The sequence below is a fragment of the Sphingomonas sp. SUN039 genome (genome assembly GCF_024758725.1).
Classification (GTDB): Bacteria; Pseudomonadota; Alphaproteobacteria; order Sphingomonadales; family Sphingomonadaceae; genus Sphingomonas_O.
This window is the reverse complement of sequence record NZ_CP096972.1, coordinates 230,001-246,232: the sequence shown is the minus strand read 5'-3', so window position 1 is coordinate 246,232 and position 16,232 is coordinate 230,001. Positions and strand designations below refer to the sequence as shown.

Below are 16,232 nucleotides of genomic sequence, written 5' to 3'. Positions count from 1 at the left end.
ATTCGCAGGGAGCAACCATGCCGAACGTCATCGATCAACTCGAAGCGCGCCGGAGTGCGGCACGGCTGGGCGGCGGACAAAAGCGCATCGACGCGCAGCACGCCAAGGGCCGCCTGACCGCACGCGAGCGGCTGCACGTCCTGCTCGACGAAGGGTCGTTCGAGGAACTCGACATGTATGTCGAGCACAACTGCGTCGATTTCGGCATGCAGGAGACCGTCATTCCCGGCGACGGCGTCGTCACCGGCAGCGGCACGATCAACGGGCGGCTGGTGTTCGTCTTCTCGCAGGACTTCACTGTGTTCGGCGGCTCCCTCTCGGAACGCCACGCGCAGAAAATCTGCAAGGTGATGGACATGGCGATGAAGGTCGGCGCGCCGGTCATTGGCCTCAACGACAGCGGCGGCGCGCGCATTCAGGAGGGCGTGGCCAGCCTCGGCGGCTATGCCGAAGTCTTCCAGCGCAATGTGCTGGCGTCGGGCGTCGTGCCGCAATTGAGCCTTATCATGGGGCCATGTGCGGGCGGTGCGGTCTATTCGCCGGCAATGACCGACTTCATCTTCATGGTGAAGGATAGCTCGTACATGTTTGTCACCGGCCCCGATGTGGTGAAGACCGTCACGAATGAAGTGGTCTCGCAGGAGGAACTCGGGGGTGCCGTGACGCATACCACGAAGTCGGGGGTCGCCGATGTGGCCTTCGACAACGATATCGAGGCGCTGCTCGCGGCCCGCGACTTCGTGGACTTTTTGCCCGAGAACAACCGGTCGCCGGTGCCCGAGCGGCCCACGGCGGACGATTGGGACCGGATCGAGCCCAGTCTCGACACGATCATCCCCGACAGCGCCAACCAGCCGTACGACATGCACGAAGTCATCCGGAAGACGGTGGACGAAGGCGACTTTTTCGAGCTGCAACCGGCGCATGCGGGCAACATCCTAATCGGCTTTGCGCGGATCGAGGGGCGCACGGTGGGCGTCGTCGCGAACCAGCCGATGGTGCTGGCCGGTTGCCTCGACATCAATTCGTCGAAAAAGGCCGCGCGGTTCGTGCGGTTCTGCGATGCGTTCGACATTCCGATCGTGACCTTCGTCGATGTGCCGGGCTTCCTGCCGGGCGTCGCACAGGAGCATAGCGGCATCATCAAGCACGGCGCGAAACTGCTGTTCGCCTATGCCGAGGCCACCGTGCCGAAGATCACTGTGATCACGCGCAAGGCCTATGGCGGCGCGTACGACGTGATGGCGTCGAAGCACCTGCGCGGAGACTTGAACTACGCCTGGCCGACGGCGGAAATCGCGGTGATGGGCGCGAAGGGCGCGGTCGAGATCATCTTTCGTGGCAAGACGCCCGAAGAGATCGCCGAGCGGACGGCGGAATACGAAGCGCGCTTCGCCAACCCCTTCGTCGCGGCGAGCAAGGGCTTCATCGACGAGGTCATCATGCCGCACTCGACCCGGCGTCGGGTGGCGCTGGGGCTACGGAAATTGCGGAACAAGACGCTGGAGAATCCTTGGAAGAAGCATGATAATATTCCGCTTTAGCCTTGCTTTGGCGTCAGCGCTCCTTCCGCTCGCGTCGTGCGGGCGAGAAGCGACATGGCAAGAGCAGTATTCTGGACCATGGACTGAACCGAGCGGAGACGTTGCGGCCGTGCTTGGACAAAAAGGCGCGAAGGGCTGCGGAGAGTTTTGGCAGAAGGCTAACAGACTGCACAAAGGGGAATACGCGGTGGCCTGCAAGCGGATGCCGGATGGTTCTGGTCGAGCAGATTGGGTAGGGTATGTTGTCTGGACCGCTACTGGCGAAATGCTCGGTCCCGACCTTACCGCAGTCCATCTAAAGTTTGGCGGACCGCCAAAACCCGACCCGCGCTAGCATCGCGCGCTGGCGCAACGGTTGCAGCGCTCCACACTACGCATTATAATCACATTATAAGGAGTGCCGCGATGCAGACCGAACGTGTGACTTTCCTCGCTTCCCCGGACGTTAAGCGTGCGATTACCGCGCGCGCAACCAACCGCGGGCTGTCGCTAGGGGAATATGTCAGACAAAAAGCGATGGATGACGACGATCTTTCGCCAGAGGATGAGGCGGAACTTGCAGCGCTCGTTGCTGAAGCCAATGCTGCCATTCCAAAGATGCAGGCATCGCTGGAGCGCATGATCGTGCGATTGGAAGAATCGAATCGCAAGAACGACGAGTTTCTTCGCAAAATGGGCGTTCGCTGATGGGGTTCATCAGCGACGCGGCGGGGGCGCTGAAGAACGTCGTCTTGATGCAGTCCAATATCGAACGGTTGGAGCGAGCGATTGAGCGTCAGGATCGGGACATTGCCGGACTACGCGACGTAATCTCAACAATGAGCGACAAAATGGCAGCTATGAACGAACGCATCGTTCGCATGGAAACCAAGTTCGAAATCTACGAGGCGCAGGCCGCACAACGGCGGCTGGAACAATGAACCTCGGCCGCCTCAACCATATCGGTGTTGCAACGCCCTCCATCTCAGACGCCATCGCCTTCTGGCGTGACGTCATGGGTGCGACGAAAATCCACGCACCGTTCGATCTGCCCGCGCAGGGCGTGAAGGTGTGCTTCGTCGACACGCCATCCGGCCCGCAGATCGAGTTGATCGAACCGCTCGGCGCGGACTCGCCGATCCACGGCTTCCTCGCGAAGAACCCTGCGGGCGGGCAGCATCACCTTTGCTTCGAAGTGCCCGACATCCATACCGCGCGCGACGAATTCATCGCAATGGGCAAGAAAGTGCTCGGCGAGCCGCGCATCGGCGCGCACGGGACGCTCATCTTTTTCGTGCATCCCAAGGACATGGGCGGGATGCTGACAGAGATCATGGAAACGCCGAAAGGCCACTAGACTTACGTTAACGTAAAGCGCAGGGTTGCGGGCAACAGGGAGGCCCGCTTGACCTACGAAACGATCCTGACCGCCCGTGACGGCGATGTCCTGACCATCACGCTCAACCGTCCCGACCGGCTGAATGCCGCGACGCCCGAAATGTTCGAAGAGATCGGGCATGCGGTCGACCATCTCGACGGCGCGCGCGCGGTGCTGATCCACGGCGAGGGGCGCGGTTTCTGTTCGGGGGCCGATCTGGCGGCGCGTGGGGAACGTCCGTTGACCGGCGGCGAAGGTGCCTATGCGGCGCTGACCGGCAGCTTTAACCCGACGATGCTGAAACTCTCGCGCTTGCCCGTCCCCATCGTCACGGCGGTCAACGGCCCGGCAGCAGGCATCGGGTGCAGTCTCGCGCTTGCGGCGGATTTCTGCATCGCTGGCGAGAGCGCCTATTTCCTGCAAGCCTTCGTCAATATCGGGCTGGTTCCCGATGGCGGCGCGAGCTGGATGCTGGCGCGCCTGATCGGCAAGGCGCGCGCGACCGAAATGATGCTGCTCGGCGAACGCATCCACGGACCGAAAGCCGCCGAATGGGGGCTGGTTCACAAATCGGTCGCCGACGATGCGGTGCTGGGCGAGGCGCGCACGCTCGCGGCGCGGCTGGCGGCGGGGCCGACGATGGCCATCGGCTTGATGCGGCAGGGTCTCGCCGAGGCGCTCGACGGCGACTATGCGGCGGCACTCCAGCGCGAGGCGGAGAACCAGCGTCAGGCGGGCAACAGCGCCGACGCGATAGAGGGCGCGGCGTCCTTTCTTATGAAGCGGAAAGCTGTATTCCGGGGCGCATGACCGACCGTCACGATTGGGAAGCCCTCGCCGCCAAGGAGGTGAAGGGCAAATCGCTCGACTGGGCAACGCCCGAGGGCTTCACGATCAAACCGCTCTATACGGCGGAGGATAGCGCCGATCCCGGCCTGCCCGGATTTGCGCCGTTCACGCGCGGCGTTCGCGCGTCGATGTACGCGGGCCGCCCTTGGACGATCCGGCAATATGCGGGGTTCTCTACCGCCGAAGAGTCGAACGCGTTCTACCGCCGCAACCTCGCCGCCGGGCAGAAGGGGTTGAGCGTCGCCTTCGATCTCGCGACGCACCGCGGCTACGACAGCGACCACCCGCGCGTCGTTGGCGATGTCGGCAAGGCGGGCGTGGCCATCGACAGCGTCGAGGACATGAAGATCCTGTTCGACGGCATTCCGCTCGACAAGATGTCGGTCAGCATGACGATGAACGGCGCGGTGATCCCGATCCTCGCGTTTTTTATCGTCGCGGGCGAGGAACAGGGCGTGCCGCTCGCCCGGCTCGACGGGACCATCCAGAACGACATCCTGAAGGAGTTCATGGTCCGCAACACGTACATCTACCCGCCCGAGCCATCGATGCGGATCGTGTCGGACATCATCGCCTACACATCGGCCAACATGCCGAAATTCAACAGCATTTCGATCAGCGGCTATCACATGCACGAGGCCGGGGCGACGGCGGTGCAGGAGCTCGCCTTCACGATTGCCGACGGCAAGGAATATGTCGTGCGAGCCATCGAAAGCGGCCTCGACATCGACGCGTTCGCGGGGCGGCTCAGCTTCTTCTTCGGCATCGGCATGAACTTTTTCATGGAGGTCGCCAAACTCCGCGCCGCGCGCACCCTGTGGCACCGCGTGATGGACGGACTCGGGGCGAAGGACGAGCGCAGCAAGATGCTCCGCACGCATTGCCAGACGTCGGGGGTCTCGCTGCAGGAGAGCGACCCCTACAACAACGTCATCCGCACGACCGTCGAGGCGATGGCAGCAGTGCTCGGCGGCACGCAATCGCTGCACACCAACGCGCTTGATGAGGCGATTGCGCTCCCCACCGAATTCAGCGCCCGCATTGCGCGCAACACGCAGATCGTGCTGGCCGAGGAAAGCGGGATCACCAAAGTCGTCGATCCGCTCGGTGGGTCGTATTATGTCGAGGCGCTGACCAGCGAACTGGTCGATCAGGCGTGGAAGATTATCGGCGAAGTCGACGAACTCGGCGGCATGACCAAGGCAGTCGCTAGCGGCATGCCCAAGCGGCTGATCGAGGAAGCCGCCGCCGCACGGCAGGCCCGCGTCGACAAGGGCGAGGACGTCATCGTCGGGGTCAACAAATACCGGCCGGAGAATGCCGAGCCGATCGATTTCCTCGACGTGGACAATGTGAAGGTTCGCGAGGGGCAGGTTGCGCGGCTAAAGAGGACGAAGGCGGCGCGGGACGAGGCGGCATGTCAGGCGGCATTGGCGGCGCTGACCGAGGGGGCTCGCTACAATCCTCCCCTAAGCGCAGACTTAGGGGAGGAGGACCGCCCGAAGGGTGGTGGAGGGGCGGACCCTGTCCCCACTGGCACCAACCCTGCGACGAGTGCGCTCGCCCCTCCACCGCCTTCGGCGGTCCCCCTCCCCGAGCAAGCTCGAGGAGGATTTAAGAACAACCTCCTCGCCCTTGCCGTCACTGCCGCCCGCGCGCGCGCCACGCTGGGCGAGATCTCCGACGCGATGGAACTTGTGTTCGGTCGCTACGCCACCACCCCCGAGCCGGTGCGCGGCATTTACGGCAGCGCGCATGAGTTCGACGCCGCCTGGGCGCGCGTCACAGAAGGGGTCGAGGCCACCGGCCGTCGTCTGGGCCACAAGCCCCGCGTACTGATCGCCAAAATGGGTCAGGACGGGCATGACCGCGGCGCGAACGTCGTCGCCAGCGCCTTTGCCGACATGGGGTTCGATACGATCAGCGGCCCCTTGTTCCAGACGCCCGAGGAAACGCTGGCGCTCGCGCTCGAACGCAATGTCGACGCCATCGGCGCGTCGAGTCTGGCGGCAGGACACAAGACGCTGATCCCTGAGCTCATCCGCCTGCTCCGCGAAGCCGGCCGCAGCGACATCAAGGTGTTCGCCGGCGGCGTCATCCCGCCGCAGGATTACCAGTTCCTCCGCGACGCGGGCGTGGTCGGCATCTACGGCCCCGGTAGCAATATCGTCGAATGCGCGGCGGACGTGCTGCGGCTGCTTGGGCATAACATGCCGCCCGAGGGACTGAGCGAGGCGGCGGAATGAACATCAGATTTGCTCTTTGTCTGGCTCTTTCACTCTCACTATCAACACCTTCAATTGCGTGCGGACCATATCGCAGTCTTCCACGAAGCCATTTTAAGGCGCGTAGCGATATGATCGTGACGGGAAAACTTCGGTATGAATGGTTGATCACTGGCACGAGCGATGACGAAAATCGTACACTGCTCGGAACAATCGAGCCGAAGAAGGTGAAAAAAGGTTCGGTTCAAGGATCGCTGCGCGTTAATCAGCAACTCGGCGGTCTCTCTTGCTCGAATTGGGGCTGGTACCCGGACTGGAAGAACTTGAAAGGTGTACGCGAAGGAACTTTTTTCCTCTCGTTGATGGACGATGGCACCTACTTCATCGCGCGTTATGAGGGCTGAATGTTCACCAAAATCCTGATCGCCAACCGGGGCGAGATCGCCTGCCGGGTCATTCGCACGGCCAAGAAAATGGGCATCGCGACGGTCGCGGTTTACTCCGACGCGGACGCGCGCAGTCCGCATGTCCTGATGGCCGACGAGGCTGTGCACATCGGGCCGTCGCCCGCCGCCGAGAGTTATCTGGTCGCCGACAAGATCATCGCCGCGTGCAAGGCAACCGGCGCGCAGGCGGTGCATCCGGGCTACGGCTTCCTGTCGGAACGCACCTCGTTCGCCCAGGCGCTCGCCGATAACGATATCGCCTTCATCGGGCCGCCGATCGGCGCCATTGCCGCGATGGGCGACAAGATCGAGTCGAAGAAGCTGGCGCTGAAAGCAGGCGTCAATGTCGTCCCCGGCTTCGTCGGCGAGATCGACAGCACCGAACACGCCGTCGAGATCGCCAACGGCATCGGCTATCCGGTAATGATGAAGGCGTCGGCCGGCGGCGGCGGCAAGGGGATGCGGCTCGCGTATAGCGAGGCCGACGTCCGCGAGGGGTTCGAGGCGACCAAGCGCGAAGGGCTGGCCAGCTTCGGCGACGACCGCGTGTTCATCGAGAAATTCATCCTCAATCCCCGCCACATCGAAATCCAGATCCTCGGCGACCAGCACGGCAACATCCTCTACCTCAACGAGCGCGAGTGCAGCATCCAGCGCCGCCACCAGAAGGTGGTCGAGGAAGCGCCCTCGCCCTTCGTCACGCCTAAGATGCGGCAGGCGATGGGCGAGCAATGCGTCGCACTGGCCCGTGCGGTCGGTTATTATAGCGCGGGCACGGTCGAGCTGATCGTGTCGGGCGCGGACCCGACGGGGGAGAGCTTCTACTTCCTCGAAATGAACACCCGGCTTCAGGTCGAACACCCCGTCACCGAATGCATCACGGGCATCGATCTGGTCGAACAGATGATCCGCGTCGCGGCGGGCGAGCCGCTCGGCATGACGCAGGCGGATGTGAAGCTCGACGGCTGGGCGGTCGAAAACCGTGTCTATGCCGAGGATCCGTATCGCGGGTTTCTGCCCTCGACCGGAAGGTTGGTTCGGTACAATCCGCCTGCGACCGGCTTGGATCGGGGACTGTCCCCGCTTGGGGACTGTCCCCTGCCCGACACGGGGGACAGTCCCCAAGTGGGGACAGTCCCCGGCACTTCGCTCGTCCGCGTGGACGACGGTGTCACCGAAGGCGGCGAGGTCAGCCGCTTCTACGACCCGATGATCGCCAAGCTGATCACCTGGGCACCCACGCGTCTGGAGGCGATCGACAAGCAGATCGCGGCACTCGACAGTTTCGAGATCGAGGGCGTCGGCCACAATATCGATTTCGTCAGCGCGATCATGCAGCACCCGCGTTTCCGCAGCGGTGAGATCACAACGGGCTTCATCGCCGAGGAGTATCCGGAAGGGTTCCACGGCGCGCCCGCCTCCCCCGAACTGCTCCGCGCACTTGCCGCCATCGCCGCCTTTGCCGCGACCGCCGAGGCCGACCGCGCGCGACGAGTGGACGGACAGCTCGGCAAACGGCTGCAACCGCCCGCTGACTGGCAGGTCCATGTCGGCGGCGCGAACCACGATGTCTCGATCAGCACGGACGGCATCGTCGTCGATGGCGAAGACCTCGACATCGAACTCGAATATACGCCCGGCGACCGGATCGTGGAGGCCGTGCTCGATGACGCGCCGCTCGCGGTCCGCATCTTGCGTACCCGCGCCGGGTTCAAGCTCACCACGCGCGGCGCTTCGCACATCGCCCGCGTCCTCCCCGCCCATGTCGCGCCGCTCAGCGCACACATGATCGAGAAAATCCCGCCCGACCTTTCGCGCTTCCTGCTGTCGCCCATGCCCGGCCTGCTCACCGCGCTCCACGTCGGCGCCGGCGACAAGGTCGAGGCCGGACAACCGCTGGCAGTGATCGAGGCGATGAAGATGGAAAACATCCTGCGCGCCGGCAAAACCGGCACGGTCAAGAGCATCAGCGCCGCCCAGGGCGACAGCCTGAGCGTCGATCAGGTCATCCTCGAACTCGACTGATCGCTTTTCCGCTTCCTCTTTGTGTATTGCCGCAGTAATACAGCGACACGAGAGAGGGTGCCGCGATGAGTTTCCGCAATATTTCCGCATGGGCGATCCGCAATCCGGTGGCGCCCATCGTGCTGTTCATCGCGCTGACGCTCGCCGGAATCATGGCCTTCATGCAGATGAAGGTGAACAATAATCCCGACGTCAGTTTCCCTGCCGCGCAGGTTCAGGTCACGCAGCCGGGAGCCGCACCGACCGAGCTCGAGACGCAGGTCACGCAAAAGGTCGAGGCTGCGCTTCGCGGCATCAACGGCGTCGAGGATATCTCGTCCTACATCCAGGAAGGGACGTCGAACACGACGGTCCAGTTCGCCATCGGCACGCCGGTCGACCGCGCGGTCAACGATGTCCGTGACGCGATTGCCAATATCCGCAGCGACCTGCCCGACGGCATCCTCGAGCCGCAGGTCAACCGGCTGGATATCGACGGCGGCCCGATTGCCTATTTCTCTGCCGAGGCGACCGACATGACGCTGGAACAGCTCAGCTGGTTCGTCGACAACACCGTCGCCAAACGGCTGGTCACGGTGTCGGGCATGGCCAATATCCAGCGTTCGGGCGGGGTGAAACGCGAAATCCGCGTTGTGCTCGACCCCGCGCGGATGCAGGCGCAGGGCGTCACCGCGTCGCAGGTCAATGCACAGCTCCGCGCGACCAACCTGAACGCGGCCGGGGGCCGCGCCGAGATTGCAGGGTCCGAACAGTCCGTCCGCGTGCTCGGCAACGCCGCCAGCGCCTTTGCGCTTGGGGAGAAACTGATCTCGGTCGGCGGGCGGTCGGTCAAACTGACCGACATCGCGACCGTGCGCGACAGCTATGCCGAACAGCGCAACATCTCGAAAATGAACGGCAAGCAGGTGCTGAGCTTTGCCATGGCCAAGTCGAAGGGCGCGTCCGATGTGACCGTCTATGACGAGGGCGTGAAACTGCTCCGCGCGATGGAAAAGGAGAACCCGAAGGTCAAATTCCGCCAGTTGTTCACGACCGTCGACTATACGCGCAGCCAGTATCACTCGGCCATCGACGCGATGTGGGAAGGGGCGATCCTTGCCGTCCTCGTCGTCTTCGTCTTCCTGCGCGACTGGCGCGCGACGCTCATCTCCGCCATCGCGATCCCGCTGTCTGCGGTCCCGGCGTTCTGGTTCATGGACCTGATGGGCTTCACCCTGAACGGGGTCAGCCTGATCGCGCTCAGCCTTGTAGCCGGTGTGCTGGTCGACGATGCCATCGTCGAGATCGAAAACATCGTCCGTCACATGCGGATGGGCAAGACCGCCTATCAGGCGTCGATCGATGCCGCCGACGAAATCGGGCTCGCGGTGCTGGCGACCACGATGGCGATTGTCGCGGTGTTCCTGCCGGTCGGATTGATGCCCGGCATGTCAGGGCAATTCTTCAAACAGTTCGGCATGACCATCGTCGCGGCCGTCCTCATCAGCCTTGCCGTCGCGCGTCTCATCACGCCGATGGTCGCGGCCTATTTCCTGAAGTCTCACGGGACCGCCTCGCACGGCGAAGGGCCGCTGATGGACCGCTATATGGGCCTGTTGCACTGGTCGCTCGACACGCGGCGCGCCAAGGAATTGCGCGCAGCCGGGCGTCGCTGGCGGGGACGCTTCGCCGACCATCGCATCTGGGTGATGGGCCTCGGCGCACTGGCGTTCGGACTGACCATTCTCGCGTTCGGCACATTGCAGTTCACCGGAAACCCGCCGCTCAACAATGATTACAGCTCGGTCCGTATCCAGCTGCCGCCCGGTGCCACGGTTGCACAAACCGAAGCGGTGACCGACCATGTTACCCGCCTGCTCGACGCTGCGCCGGAAGTGGAGGCCGCGTTCGGCGACATCAATGTCGGCGACGCCAATGTCTACATCACCCTCAAGAAGGAGCGCAAAAAGACCAGCATCGAGTTCGAACGCGAGTTCGCGCCGAAACTGCGGGCCATCCCCGATGCCCGCGTGACGTTCCAGAGCCAGAACGGCGGTCTCGGCCGCGACGTCACCGTCATGCTCGCGGGTTCCGATCCTGCCGTCGTCACCGCCACCGCGCAAAAACTGGTCGACGAGATGCGCGAGCTGAAGCAGCTGCGCGCGCCGCGGATCGAGGGCGATATGCAGCGCCCCGAAATTACCATCAAACCGCGCGCCGCGATTGCCGCCGAAATGGGGGTCACCGCCGCCGCGCTCAGCCAGACGATCCGCATCGCCACACAGGGCGACATCGACCAGAATGCGGCCAAATTCTCGCTGTCCGACCGCCAGATCCCGATCCGCGTGATGATCGATGCCGCAGACCGGACGCGCATCTCGACCATCGAGAACCTGCCCGTGCCCACGCTGAGCGGCGGCAGCGTGCCGTTGAAGCTCGTCGCCGACATCGCATTCGGCGAGGGACCTTCGGTGCTGCGCCGGTTCAACCAGAACCGCCGCGTCGCAATCGGGGCCGACTTCGCCCCCGGCGTGGTGACCGCCGCCAAGGAGATCGACGCGCTACCCACAATGAAGAACCTGCCATCGGGGGTGCAGCGCGTGTCGTTCGGCGACGACAAGTTCCTCAAGGAAATCCTGAACAACTTCATCGTCGCGGTCGCGTCGGGCGTGCTGCTGGTGTTCGCGGTGCTGGTGCTGCTCTACAAACGGGTGCTGCCACCGTTCGTGAACATGGGGTCGCTGCTGCTCGCCCCGCTCGGCGGTGCGCTGGCGCTCCACCTGACGAGCAACCCCATATCGATGCCGGTGCTGATCGGCCTGCTGATGCTGCTCGGCATCGTCGCCAAGAACTCGATCCTGCTCGTCGATTTCGCACTGGAGGAGATCGGCAAGGGCGTGCCGACCTATGACGCCATTGTCGATGCCGGGCACAAGCGCGCACAGCCCATCGTCATGACGACGGTCGCCATGGTCGCAGGCATGTTGCCCATCGCGCTCAGCTTCAGCGGCGACGGCAGCTGGCGCGCACCGATGGGCATCGTCGTGATCGGCGGGCTGATCCTGTCGACAATCCTGACGCTGGTGATCGTCCCCGCCCTGTTCAGCCTGGCCGTAGGCGTCGAGGCACGGATCGCGCCGTGGCTGAGCCGCACGCTGACCAATGGCGGCGCGGACGGCAAAGCGGGCGGTGCGGGCTCGGTGCAACCGGCGGAGTAACTACCCCAACCGCCCCCCATGCCACCTCAAATGATCGGCCATGAAGGTCGAGATGAAATAATAGCTGTGGTCGTAACCCGGCTGCATCCGCAGGGTCAGCGGGATGGCTGCTGCCGCGCAGGCGGCCTCCAGTAGCTCGGGGCGGAGTTGGTCGGTCAGGAAATTGTCGGCGGCACCCTGATCGACGAGCAGGTCGGGGAGGCGGGCGCCGTCCTCGATCAATGACACCGCATCGTAGTTTCGCCACGCGGCGCGGTCTTCGCCGAGATAACCGCCCAGCGCCTTTTGGCCCCACGGCACTTGGGCAGGCGCGACAATGGGGGCGAAGGCGCTCACGCTCTGGAAGCGCCCGGGATTGCGGAGCGCAACGGTCAGTGCGCCGTGGCCGCCCATCGAATGGCCGGTGATGCCTTGGCGGGCCATATCGACGGGGAAATTGGCGGCGATCAGTGCGGGGAGTTCTTCCTCGATATAGGACCGCATTATGAAATGCGGCGACCACGGTTCCTGCGTCGCATCGACGTAGAACCCCGCGCCCTGCCCCATGTCATAGGCGTCGTCGTTGGCGACACCTTCTCCGCGCGGAGACGTATCCGGCGCGACGAAGATCAGGCCGAGTTCGGCGCACGCGGCACGATACTCGCCCTTCTCCGTGACATTGGCATGGGTGCAGGTCAGGCCCGACAGATACCAGACGACCGGGAGCCGCGCGCCGGGGGCGTGATCGGGGACGAAGACCGAAAAGGTCATCGGCGTGCCGGTGCTGGCGGCGGCGTGGCGGTATACGCCCTGCACGCCGCCGTGACTGCGGACTTCGCTGATCGTCTCGATCGTCACGCTGCCAGATTGTGCAGCGCGCAGAGCTTGTTGCCGTCGGGATCGCGCAAATAGGCGAGATACAGCTTCATGCCGCCGCCTTCGCGCACGCCCGGCGGATCCTCGATGGCAGTGCCGCCGCTGGCGACGCCCGCCGCCTGCCAGGCGTCGGCCTGTTCCGGCGTCATCGCAAAGCCGATGGTGCAGCCGTTGCCGTGCGTCGCCGGTTTGCCATCGATGGGCGGCGTCACAAGGAACATCGCGCCATTGTGCGCGTAGATCAGGCGACCCTTGGCATCCTTCATTCCGGCACGACCGCCCATCGCCGCGAATGTCGCGTCGTAGAAGGTTTTCGACCGGTCGATGTCGTTGCTGCCGACCATCATGTGGCTGTACATTCGCGCTCTCCTTTGAGTGATTTAGTAAACGACGACGCTGCGGATACTCTCGCCCGCGTGCATCAGGTCGAAGCCCTTGTTGATCTCGTCGAGGGTCAGCGTGTGGGTGATCATCGGGTCGATCTCGATCTTGCCGTTCATATACCAGTCGACGATCTTGGGCACATCGGTCCGGCCCTTCGCCCCGCCGAACGCGGTGCCGCGCCAGTTGCGGCCAGTGACGAGCTGGAACGGCCGCGTGCTGATTTCCTTGCCCGCCTCGGCCACGCCGATGATGATGCTGGTGCCCCAGCCGCGGTGGCAGCATTCGAGCGCCTGACGCATGACCGTCGTGTTGCCAGTGCAGTCGAAGCTATAGTCCGCGCCGCCGTCGGTCAGCGCGACGAGGTGCGCGACGATATCGGCCACATCCTTCGGGTTGACGAAATGGGTCATCCCGAACTTGCGGCCCCATTCCTCGCGGTCGGGGTTGATGTCGACGCCGATAATCATGTTGGCGCCCGCCATCCGCGCGCCCTGCAACACGTTGAGGCCGATGCCGCCGAGACCGAAGATGACAACATTGTCGCCCGGCGCGACTTTGGCCGTGTTGACGACGGCGCCGACGCCCGTGGTCACGCCGCAGCCGATGTAGCAACTCGTCTTGAACGGCGCATCGGTGCGGATTTTGGCGACGGCGATTTCGGGCAGGACCGTGAAATTACTGAACGTCGAGCAGCCCATATAATGGAAGATCGGCTGCCCCTTGTAGCTGAAACGGCTCGTGCTGTCGGGCATCAGCCCCTTGCCCTGAGTGGCGCGGATCGCGGTGCACAGGTTGGTCTTGCCGGAAAGGCACGATTTACATTGGCGGCATTCGGGGGTGTAGAGCGGGATGACGTGATCGCCCGGCGCGACGCTGGTGACGCCAGGGCCGACCTCGCGCACCACGCCCGCGCCTTCATGGCCGAGGATGCTCGGGAAGATGCCCTCGCTGTCCAACCCGTCGAGCGTGTAGGCGTCGGTGTGGCAGATGCCCGTCGCCATGATCTCGACCAGCACTTCGCCCGCACGCGGTCCGTCGAGATCGACCTCGACGATTTCAAGCGGCTGTTTGGCTTCGAAGGCTACGGCAGCGCGGGTCTTCATCGGTATCTCCCAATCGTCTCGCCCGCCTAATCCGGGCGGTCGTGTGACGCAATCGGTGATGGGGGCCGCCGTCGTGCAGCCCGCCGTTCACGGAACGCTTTCGCGCTGAAACGATTTATGTCGGACCTGAAGGAGGGTAAAATGACCGACACCGTTACCAAGCCACGCGCGGGTTCATTCGCGTCCAAGGCTGAAAAGTCCGGCATCGCATCGTCCGTATCACGCTTTGCGCTGGGTGCCGTCGGCGGCCAGATCGACCGTGTGTCGTCGATCCTGACCGGCGCTGCCGATTCGATCGACGAGATTCTGGGCGGTAATAATTCGCCTCTTCCCGACTCGGCAAAGGGCGTCGTGACGACGACTTCCGGCAAGCTGCGCGAGCTTGCGGATCGTGCGACCGAGGAAGAAGCGCTCCAGCTGATCGAAGGGCTGCAGCGCAGTGCTGCGCGTCATCCGGCGGTCACCGCGGGTGTCGGGGCCGCCCTCGGCGCGGCGCTCGGTCTGGCACTTGCCCGGCTGGGTCCGAAGCCGGATCGCCCGGCGCGTACAGTGAAACCTGCCACGACCTGAAACGATCGACAACGATAGGAGGATATCATGGCGACAACTACGGAAACCACGGCGGCCAAGGCCGCAACGCCGAAGCGAACTGCGCGCAAGCCCGCAGCAGCCAAATCTGCCACGCCGCGTCGTGCCGCGCGCCCGAAGTCGGCACCGGCGCGAAAACCCTCTGCGGCGAAAGCCTTGCAGAATGTACCGCAGTGGTTGACGGTCGGCGCGTCGATCACCGGCGTAGCAGTGGCGATCGGTGCGACGCTGTTTGCCACGCGCAACGAATGGCTGCCGCGTGCGCGCAAGTTCGGCGACTGGGTCGAAAAGTCCGTCGGCGATCAGCTCGACAATCTCGACACCGTCAAATCGACCGCCATCGAGGCGGTCAAGGCGCGGACGGGCAAGCGGAACGAGCCTTCCGCTCCCGTTGCGGCGGCATCGTTCGAACCCTCGGGTGCGGACGCGCATGCGGTGATGAACTAAAGAATGCTAATGGCGGGCCGGGATACGATCCCCGGCCCACTATTTTTCGACCGGACAACGCAAAAAGGCCCCGGAATCCGGGGCCTTTTTGTAGGTCGTATCGAAGAGCGCGCTGTCTGGTTGCGGGAGCAGGATTTGAACCTGCGACCTTCAGGTTATGAGCCTGACGAGCTACCGGGCTGCTCCATCCCGCGTCACCTGACGCGCAGAGAGCGCACTATTCTTCAACATTGGAATGGGTTCGATATAAACACCCTCATGCACATGCGCGCCTGCTACAAAGCCTGGCGACGTCCTACTCTTCCGACGCTTAAGCGGCAGTACCATCGGCGCTGACTGGTTTCACGGCCGAGTTCGAGATGGGATCGGGTGGGTCACAGACGCTATGGCCACCAAGCTATGAAGCAGGCGCGAATATGCATTCTGGGTGTTCCTAAAATCGACGACGTGCACTTTTGTAGTCAAAGACCAATTATAAGGCGTCTGATTGATTATCCTCATCAATCGCCAACCTAACCTTGCGGCCAGAGCTGTCGTTGATGGTGGGACTCTCAAGCATGAACAGAGCAATTAGGACCAGTTAGCTCCACGCGTTACCGCGCTTCCACACCTGGCCTATCAACGTGGTGGTCTTCCACGGCTCGATGAAATCTTATCTCGAGGGAGGCTTCCCGCTTAGATGCTTTCAGCGGTTATCCCGTCCATACATAGCTACCCTGCTGCACGACTGGCGTCATGACAGGTCCACCAGAGGTATGTTCAACCCGGTCCTCTCGTACTAGGGTCAACTCCTCTCAAATTTCGACGCCCACGGCAGATAGGGACCAAACTGTCTCGCGACGTTCTGAACCCAGCTCACGTACCACTTTAATTGGCGAACAGCCAAACCCTTGGGACCTGCTCCAGCCCCAGGATGTGATGAGCCGACATCGAGGTGCCAAACAACCCCGTCGATATGAGCTCTTGGGGGTTATCAGCCTGTTATCCCCGGCGTACCTTTTATCCGTTGAGCGATGGCCCTTCCACGAGGGACCACCGGATCACTATGACCGACTTTCGTCTCTGCTCGACTTGTCAGTCTCGCAGTCAGGCGGGCTTATGCCATTGCACTCTAACAGTCGGTTTCCAACCGACCTGAGCCCACCATCGCGCGCCTCCGTTACTCTTTAGGAGGCGACCGCCCCAGTCAAACTACCCGCCACAGAGGGTCCC

At 63.4% G+C, this 16,232-nt stretch carries 14 protein-coding genes, 1 tRNA gene and 2 rRNA genes (1 of these 17 only partly in view); 11 read left to right on the top strand and 6 right to left on the bottom strand.

From position 1 onward, the window contains the following. The first annotated feature begins 17 nt into the window (after positions 1–17). The 9 genes from M0209_RS01250 (at position 18) to M0209_RS01210 (ending at position 11,643) form a co-directional block, all read left to right on the top strand. Positions 18–1,544, top strand: coding sequence for an acyl-CoA carboxylase subunit beta (locus M0209_RS01250; protein ID WP_258886356.1), 1,527 nt, complete (start codon positions 18–20; stop codon positions 1,542–1,544). A 405-nt stretch (positions 1,545–1,949) separates the two neighbouring features. Beyond that, positions 1,950–2,231 carry a plasmid mobilization protein gene (locus tag M0209_RS01245; protein ID WP_258886355.1) on the top strand — a complete coding sequence of 94 codons (282 nt, stop codon included), beginning with the start codon at positions 1,950–1,952 and terminating at the stop codon, positions 2,229–2,231. Further along, complete coding sequence (locus M0209_RS01240; RefSeq protein WP_258886354.1) at positions 2,231–2,464, top strand: hypothetical protein; 234 nt, start codon at positions 2,231–2,233, stop codon at positions 2,462–2,464. The genes M0209_RS01245 and M0209_RS01240 overlap by 1 nt, the downstream gene beginning before the upstream one ends. Continuing rightward, positions 2,461–2,880, top strand: coding sequence for a methylmalonyl-CoA epimerase (gene mce, locus M0209_RS01235; RefSeq protein WP_258886353.1), 420 nt, complete (start codon positions 2,461–2,463; stop codon positions 2,878–2,880). The genes M0209_RS01240 and mce overlap by 4 nt, the downstream gene beginning before the upstream one ends. A gap of 48 nt (positions 2,881–2,928) precedes the next feature. After that, positions 2,929–3,711, top strand: coding sequence for an enoyl-CoA hydratase-related protein (locus M0209_RS01230; RefSeq protein ID WP_258886352.1), 783 nt, complete (start codon positions 2,929–2,931; stop codon positions 3,709–3,711). Beyond that, positions 3,708–5,996, top strand: a complete 2,289-nt coding sequence (gene scpA, locus M0209_RS01225) for a methylmalonyl-CoA mutase (RefSeq protein ID WP_258886351.1) — start codon at positions 3,708–3,710, stop codon at positions 5,994–5,996. The genes M0209_RS01230 and scpA overlap by 4 nt, the downstream gene beginning before the upstream one ends. A 110-nt stretch (positions 5,997–6,106) precedes the next feature. Then, positions 6,107–6,379, top strand: a complete 273-nt coding sequence (locus tag M0209_RS01220) for a hypothetical protein (RefSeq protein ID WP_258886350.1) — start codon at positions 6,107–6,109, stop codon at positions 6,377–6,379. Next, positions 6,380–8,446 (top strand): acetyl/propionyl/methylcrotonyl-CoA carboxylase subunit alpha, encoded by a 2,067-nt coding sequence (locus tag M0209_RS01215; RefSeq protein ID WP_258886349.1) that lies wholly within the window; start codon positions 6,380–6,382, stop codon positions 8,444–8,446. A gap of 65 nt (positions 8,447–8,511) precedes the next feature. Next, positions 8,512–11,643, top strand: a complete 3,132-nt coding sequence (locus tag M0209_RS01210; protein WP_258886348.1) for an efflux RND transporter permease subunit — start codon at positions 8,512–8,514, stop codon at positions 11,641–11,643. On the opposite strand, the gene fghA is transcribed toward M0209_RS01210, so the two are convergent. The 3 genes from fghA to M0209_RS01195 are packed head-to-tail and all read right to left on the bottom strand — an operon-like array spanning position 11,644 to position 13,985. After that, positions 11,644–12,480 carry an S-formylglutathione hydrolase gene (gene fghA, locus M0209_RS01205; RefSeq protein ID WP_408988166.1) on the bottom strand — a complete coding sequence of 279 codons (837 nt, stop codon included), beginning with the start codon at positions 12,478–12,480 and terminating at the stop codon, positions 11,644–11,646. Further along, positions 12,477–12,857: a VOC family protein gene (locus M0209_RS01200; RefSeq protein WP_258886347.1), complete on the bottom strand. Its 381-nt coding sequence runs from the start codon at positions 12,855–12,857 to the stop codon at positions 12,477–12,479. The genes fghA and M0209_RS01200 overlap by 4 nt, the downstream gene beginning before the upstream one ends. Positions 12,858–12,878: 21 nt before the next feature. Next, the gene (locus M0209_RS01195; RefSeq protein ID WP_258886346.1) at positions 12,879–13,985 is read right to left on the bottom strand and encodes an S-(hydroxymethyl)glutathione dehydrogenase/class III alcohol dehydrogenase; all 1,107 of its coding nucleotides are present in this window, start codon (positions 13,983–13,985) and stop codon (positions 12,879–12,881) included. Between the two features lie 141 nt (positions 13,986–14,126). Between M0209_RS01195 and M0209_RS01190 the strand changes: the two genes are divergently transcribed. Both M0209_RS01190 and M0209_RS01185 read left to right on the top strand, forming a co-directional pair. Then, the gene (locus M0209_RS01190; protein ID WP_258886345.1) at positions 14,127–14,555 is read left to right on the top strand and encodes a hypothetical protein; all 429 of its coding nucleotides are present in this window, start codon (positions 14,127–14,129) and stop codon (positions 14,553–14,555) included. Positions 14,556–14,582: 27 nt separating this feature from the next. Then, on the top strand, positions 14,583–15,020 hold the full coding sequence (locus M0209_RS01185) for a hypothetical protein (protein WP_258886344.1): 438 nt from the start codon (positions 14,583–14,585) through the stop codon (positions 15,018–15,020). Between the two features lie 117 nt (positions 15,021–15,137). On the opposite strand, the gene M0209_RS01180 is transcribed toward M0209_RS01185, so the two are convergent. From M0209_RS01180 to M0209_RS01170, 3 genes are all read right to left on the bottom strand, one after another. Further along, a tRNA-Met gene (locus tag M0209_RS01180) sits at positions 15,138–15,214 on the bottom strand. 88 nt (positions 15,215–15,302) lie between these two features. Further along, positions 15,303–15,417 (bottom strand): 5S ribosomal RNA (gene rrf / locus M0209_RS01175). Between the two features lie 153 nt (positions 15,418–15,570). Beyond that, positions 15,571–16,232, bottom strand: a 23S ribosomal RNA gene (locus tag M0209_RS01170); it runs 2,144 nt beyond the window's last position.

Excerpts from the sequence above, each read along its gene's own strand:
- scpA (WP_258886351.1), top strand. The coding sequence starts at position 3,708 with ATGACCGACCGTCACGATTGGGAAGCCCTCGCCGCCAAGGAGGTGAAG.
- M0209_RS01195 (WP_258886346.1), bottom strand. The coding sequence starts at position 13,985 with ATGAAGACCCGCGCTGCCGTAGCCTTCGAAGCCAAACAGCCGCTTGAA.
- mce (WP_258886353.1), top strand. The coding sequence starts at position 2,461 with ATGAACCTCGGCCGCCTCAACCATATCGGTGTTGCAACGCCCTCCATC.
- M0209_RS01200 (WP_258886347.1), bottom strand. The coding sequence starts at position 12,857 with ATGTACAGCCACATGATGGTCGGCAGCAACGACATCGACCGGTCGAAA.
- M0209_RS01245 (WP_258886355.1), top strand. The coding sequence starts at position 1,950 with ATGCAGACCGAACGTGTGACTTTCCTCGCTTCCCCGGACGTTAAGCGT.
- M0209_RS01185 (WP_258886344.1), top strand. The coding sequence starts at position 14,583 with ATGGCGACAACTACGGAAACCACGGCGGCCAAGGCCGCAACGCCGAAG.
- M0209_RS01250 (WP_258886356.1), top strand. The coding sequence starts at position 18 with ATGCCGAACGTCATCGATCAACTCGAAGCGCGCCGGAGTGCGGCACGG.
- M0209_RS01220 (WP_258886350.1), top strand. The coding sequence starts at position 6,107 with ATGATCGTGACGGGAAAACTTCGGTATGAATGGTTGATCACTGGCACG.
- M0209_RS01210 (WP_258886348.1), top strand. The coding sequence starts at position 8,512 with ATGAGTTTCCGCAATATTTCCGCATGGGCGATCCGCAATCCGGTGGCG.
- M0209_RS01190 (WP_258886345.1), top strand. The coding sequence starts at position 14,127 with ATGACCGACACCGTTACCAAGCCACGCGCGGGTTCATTCGCGTCCAAG.
- M0209_RS01240 (WP_258886354.1), top strand. The coding sequence starts at position 2,231 with ATGGGGTTCATCAGCGACGCGGCGGGGGCGCTGAAGAACGTCGTCTTG.
- M0209_RS01215 (WP_258886349.1), top strand. The coding sequence starts at position 6,380 with ATGTTCACCAAAATCCTGATCGCCAACCGGGGCGAGATCGCCTGCCGG.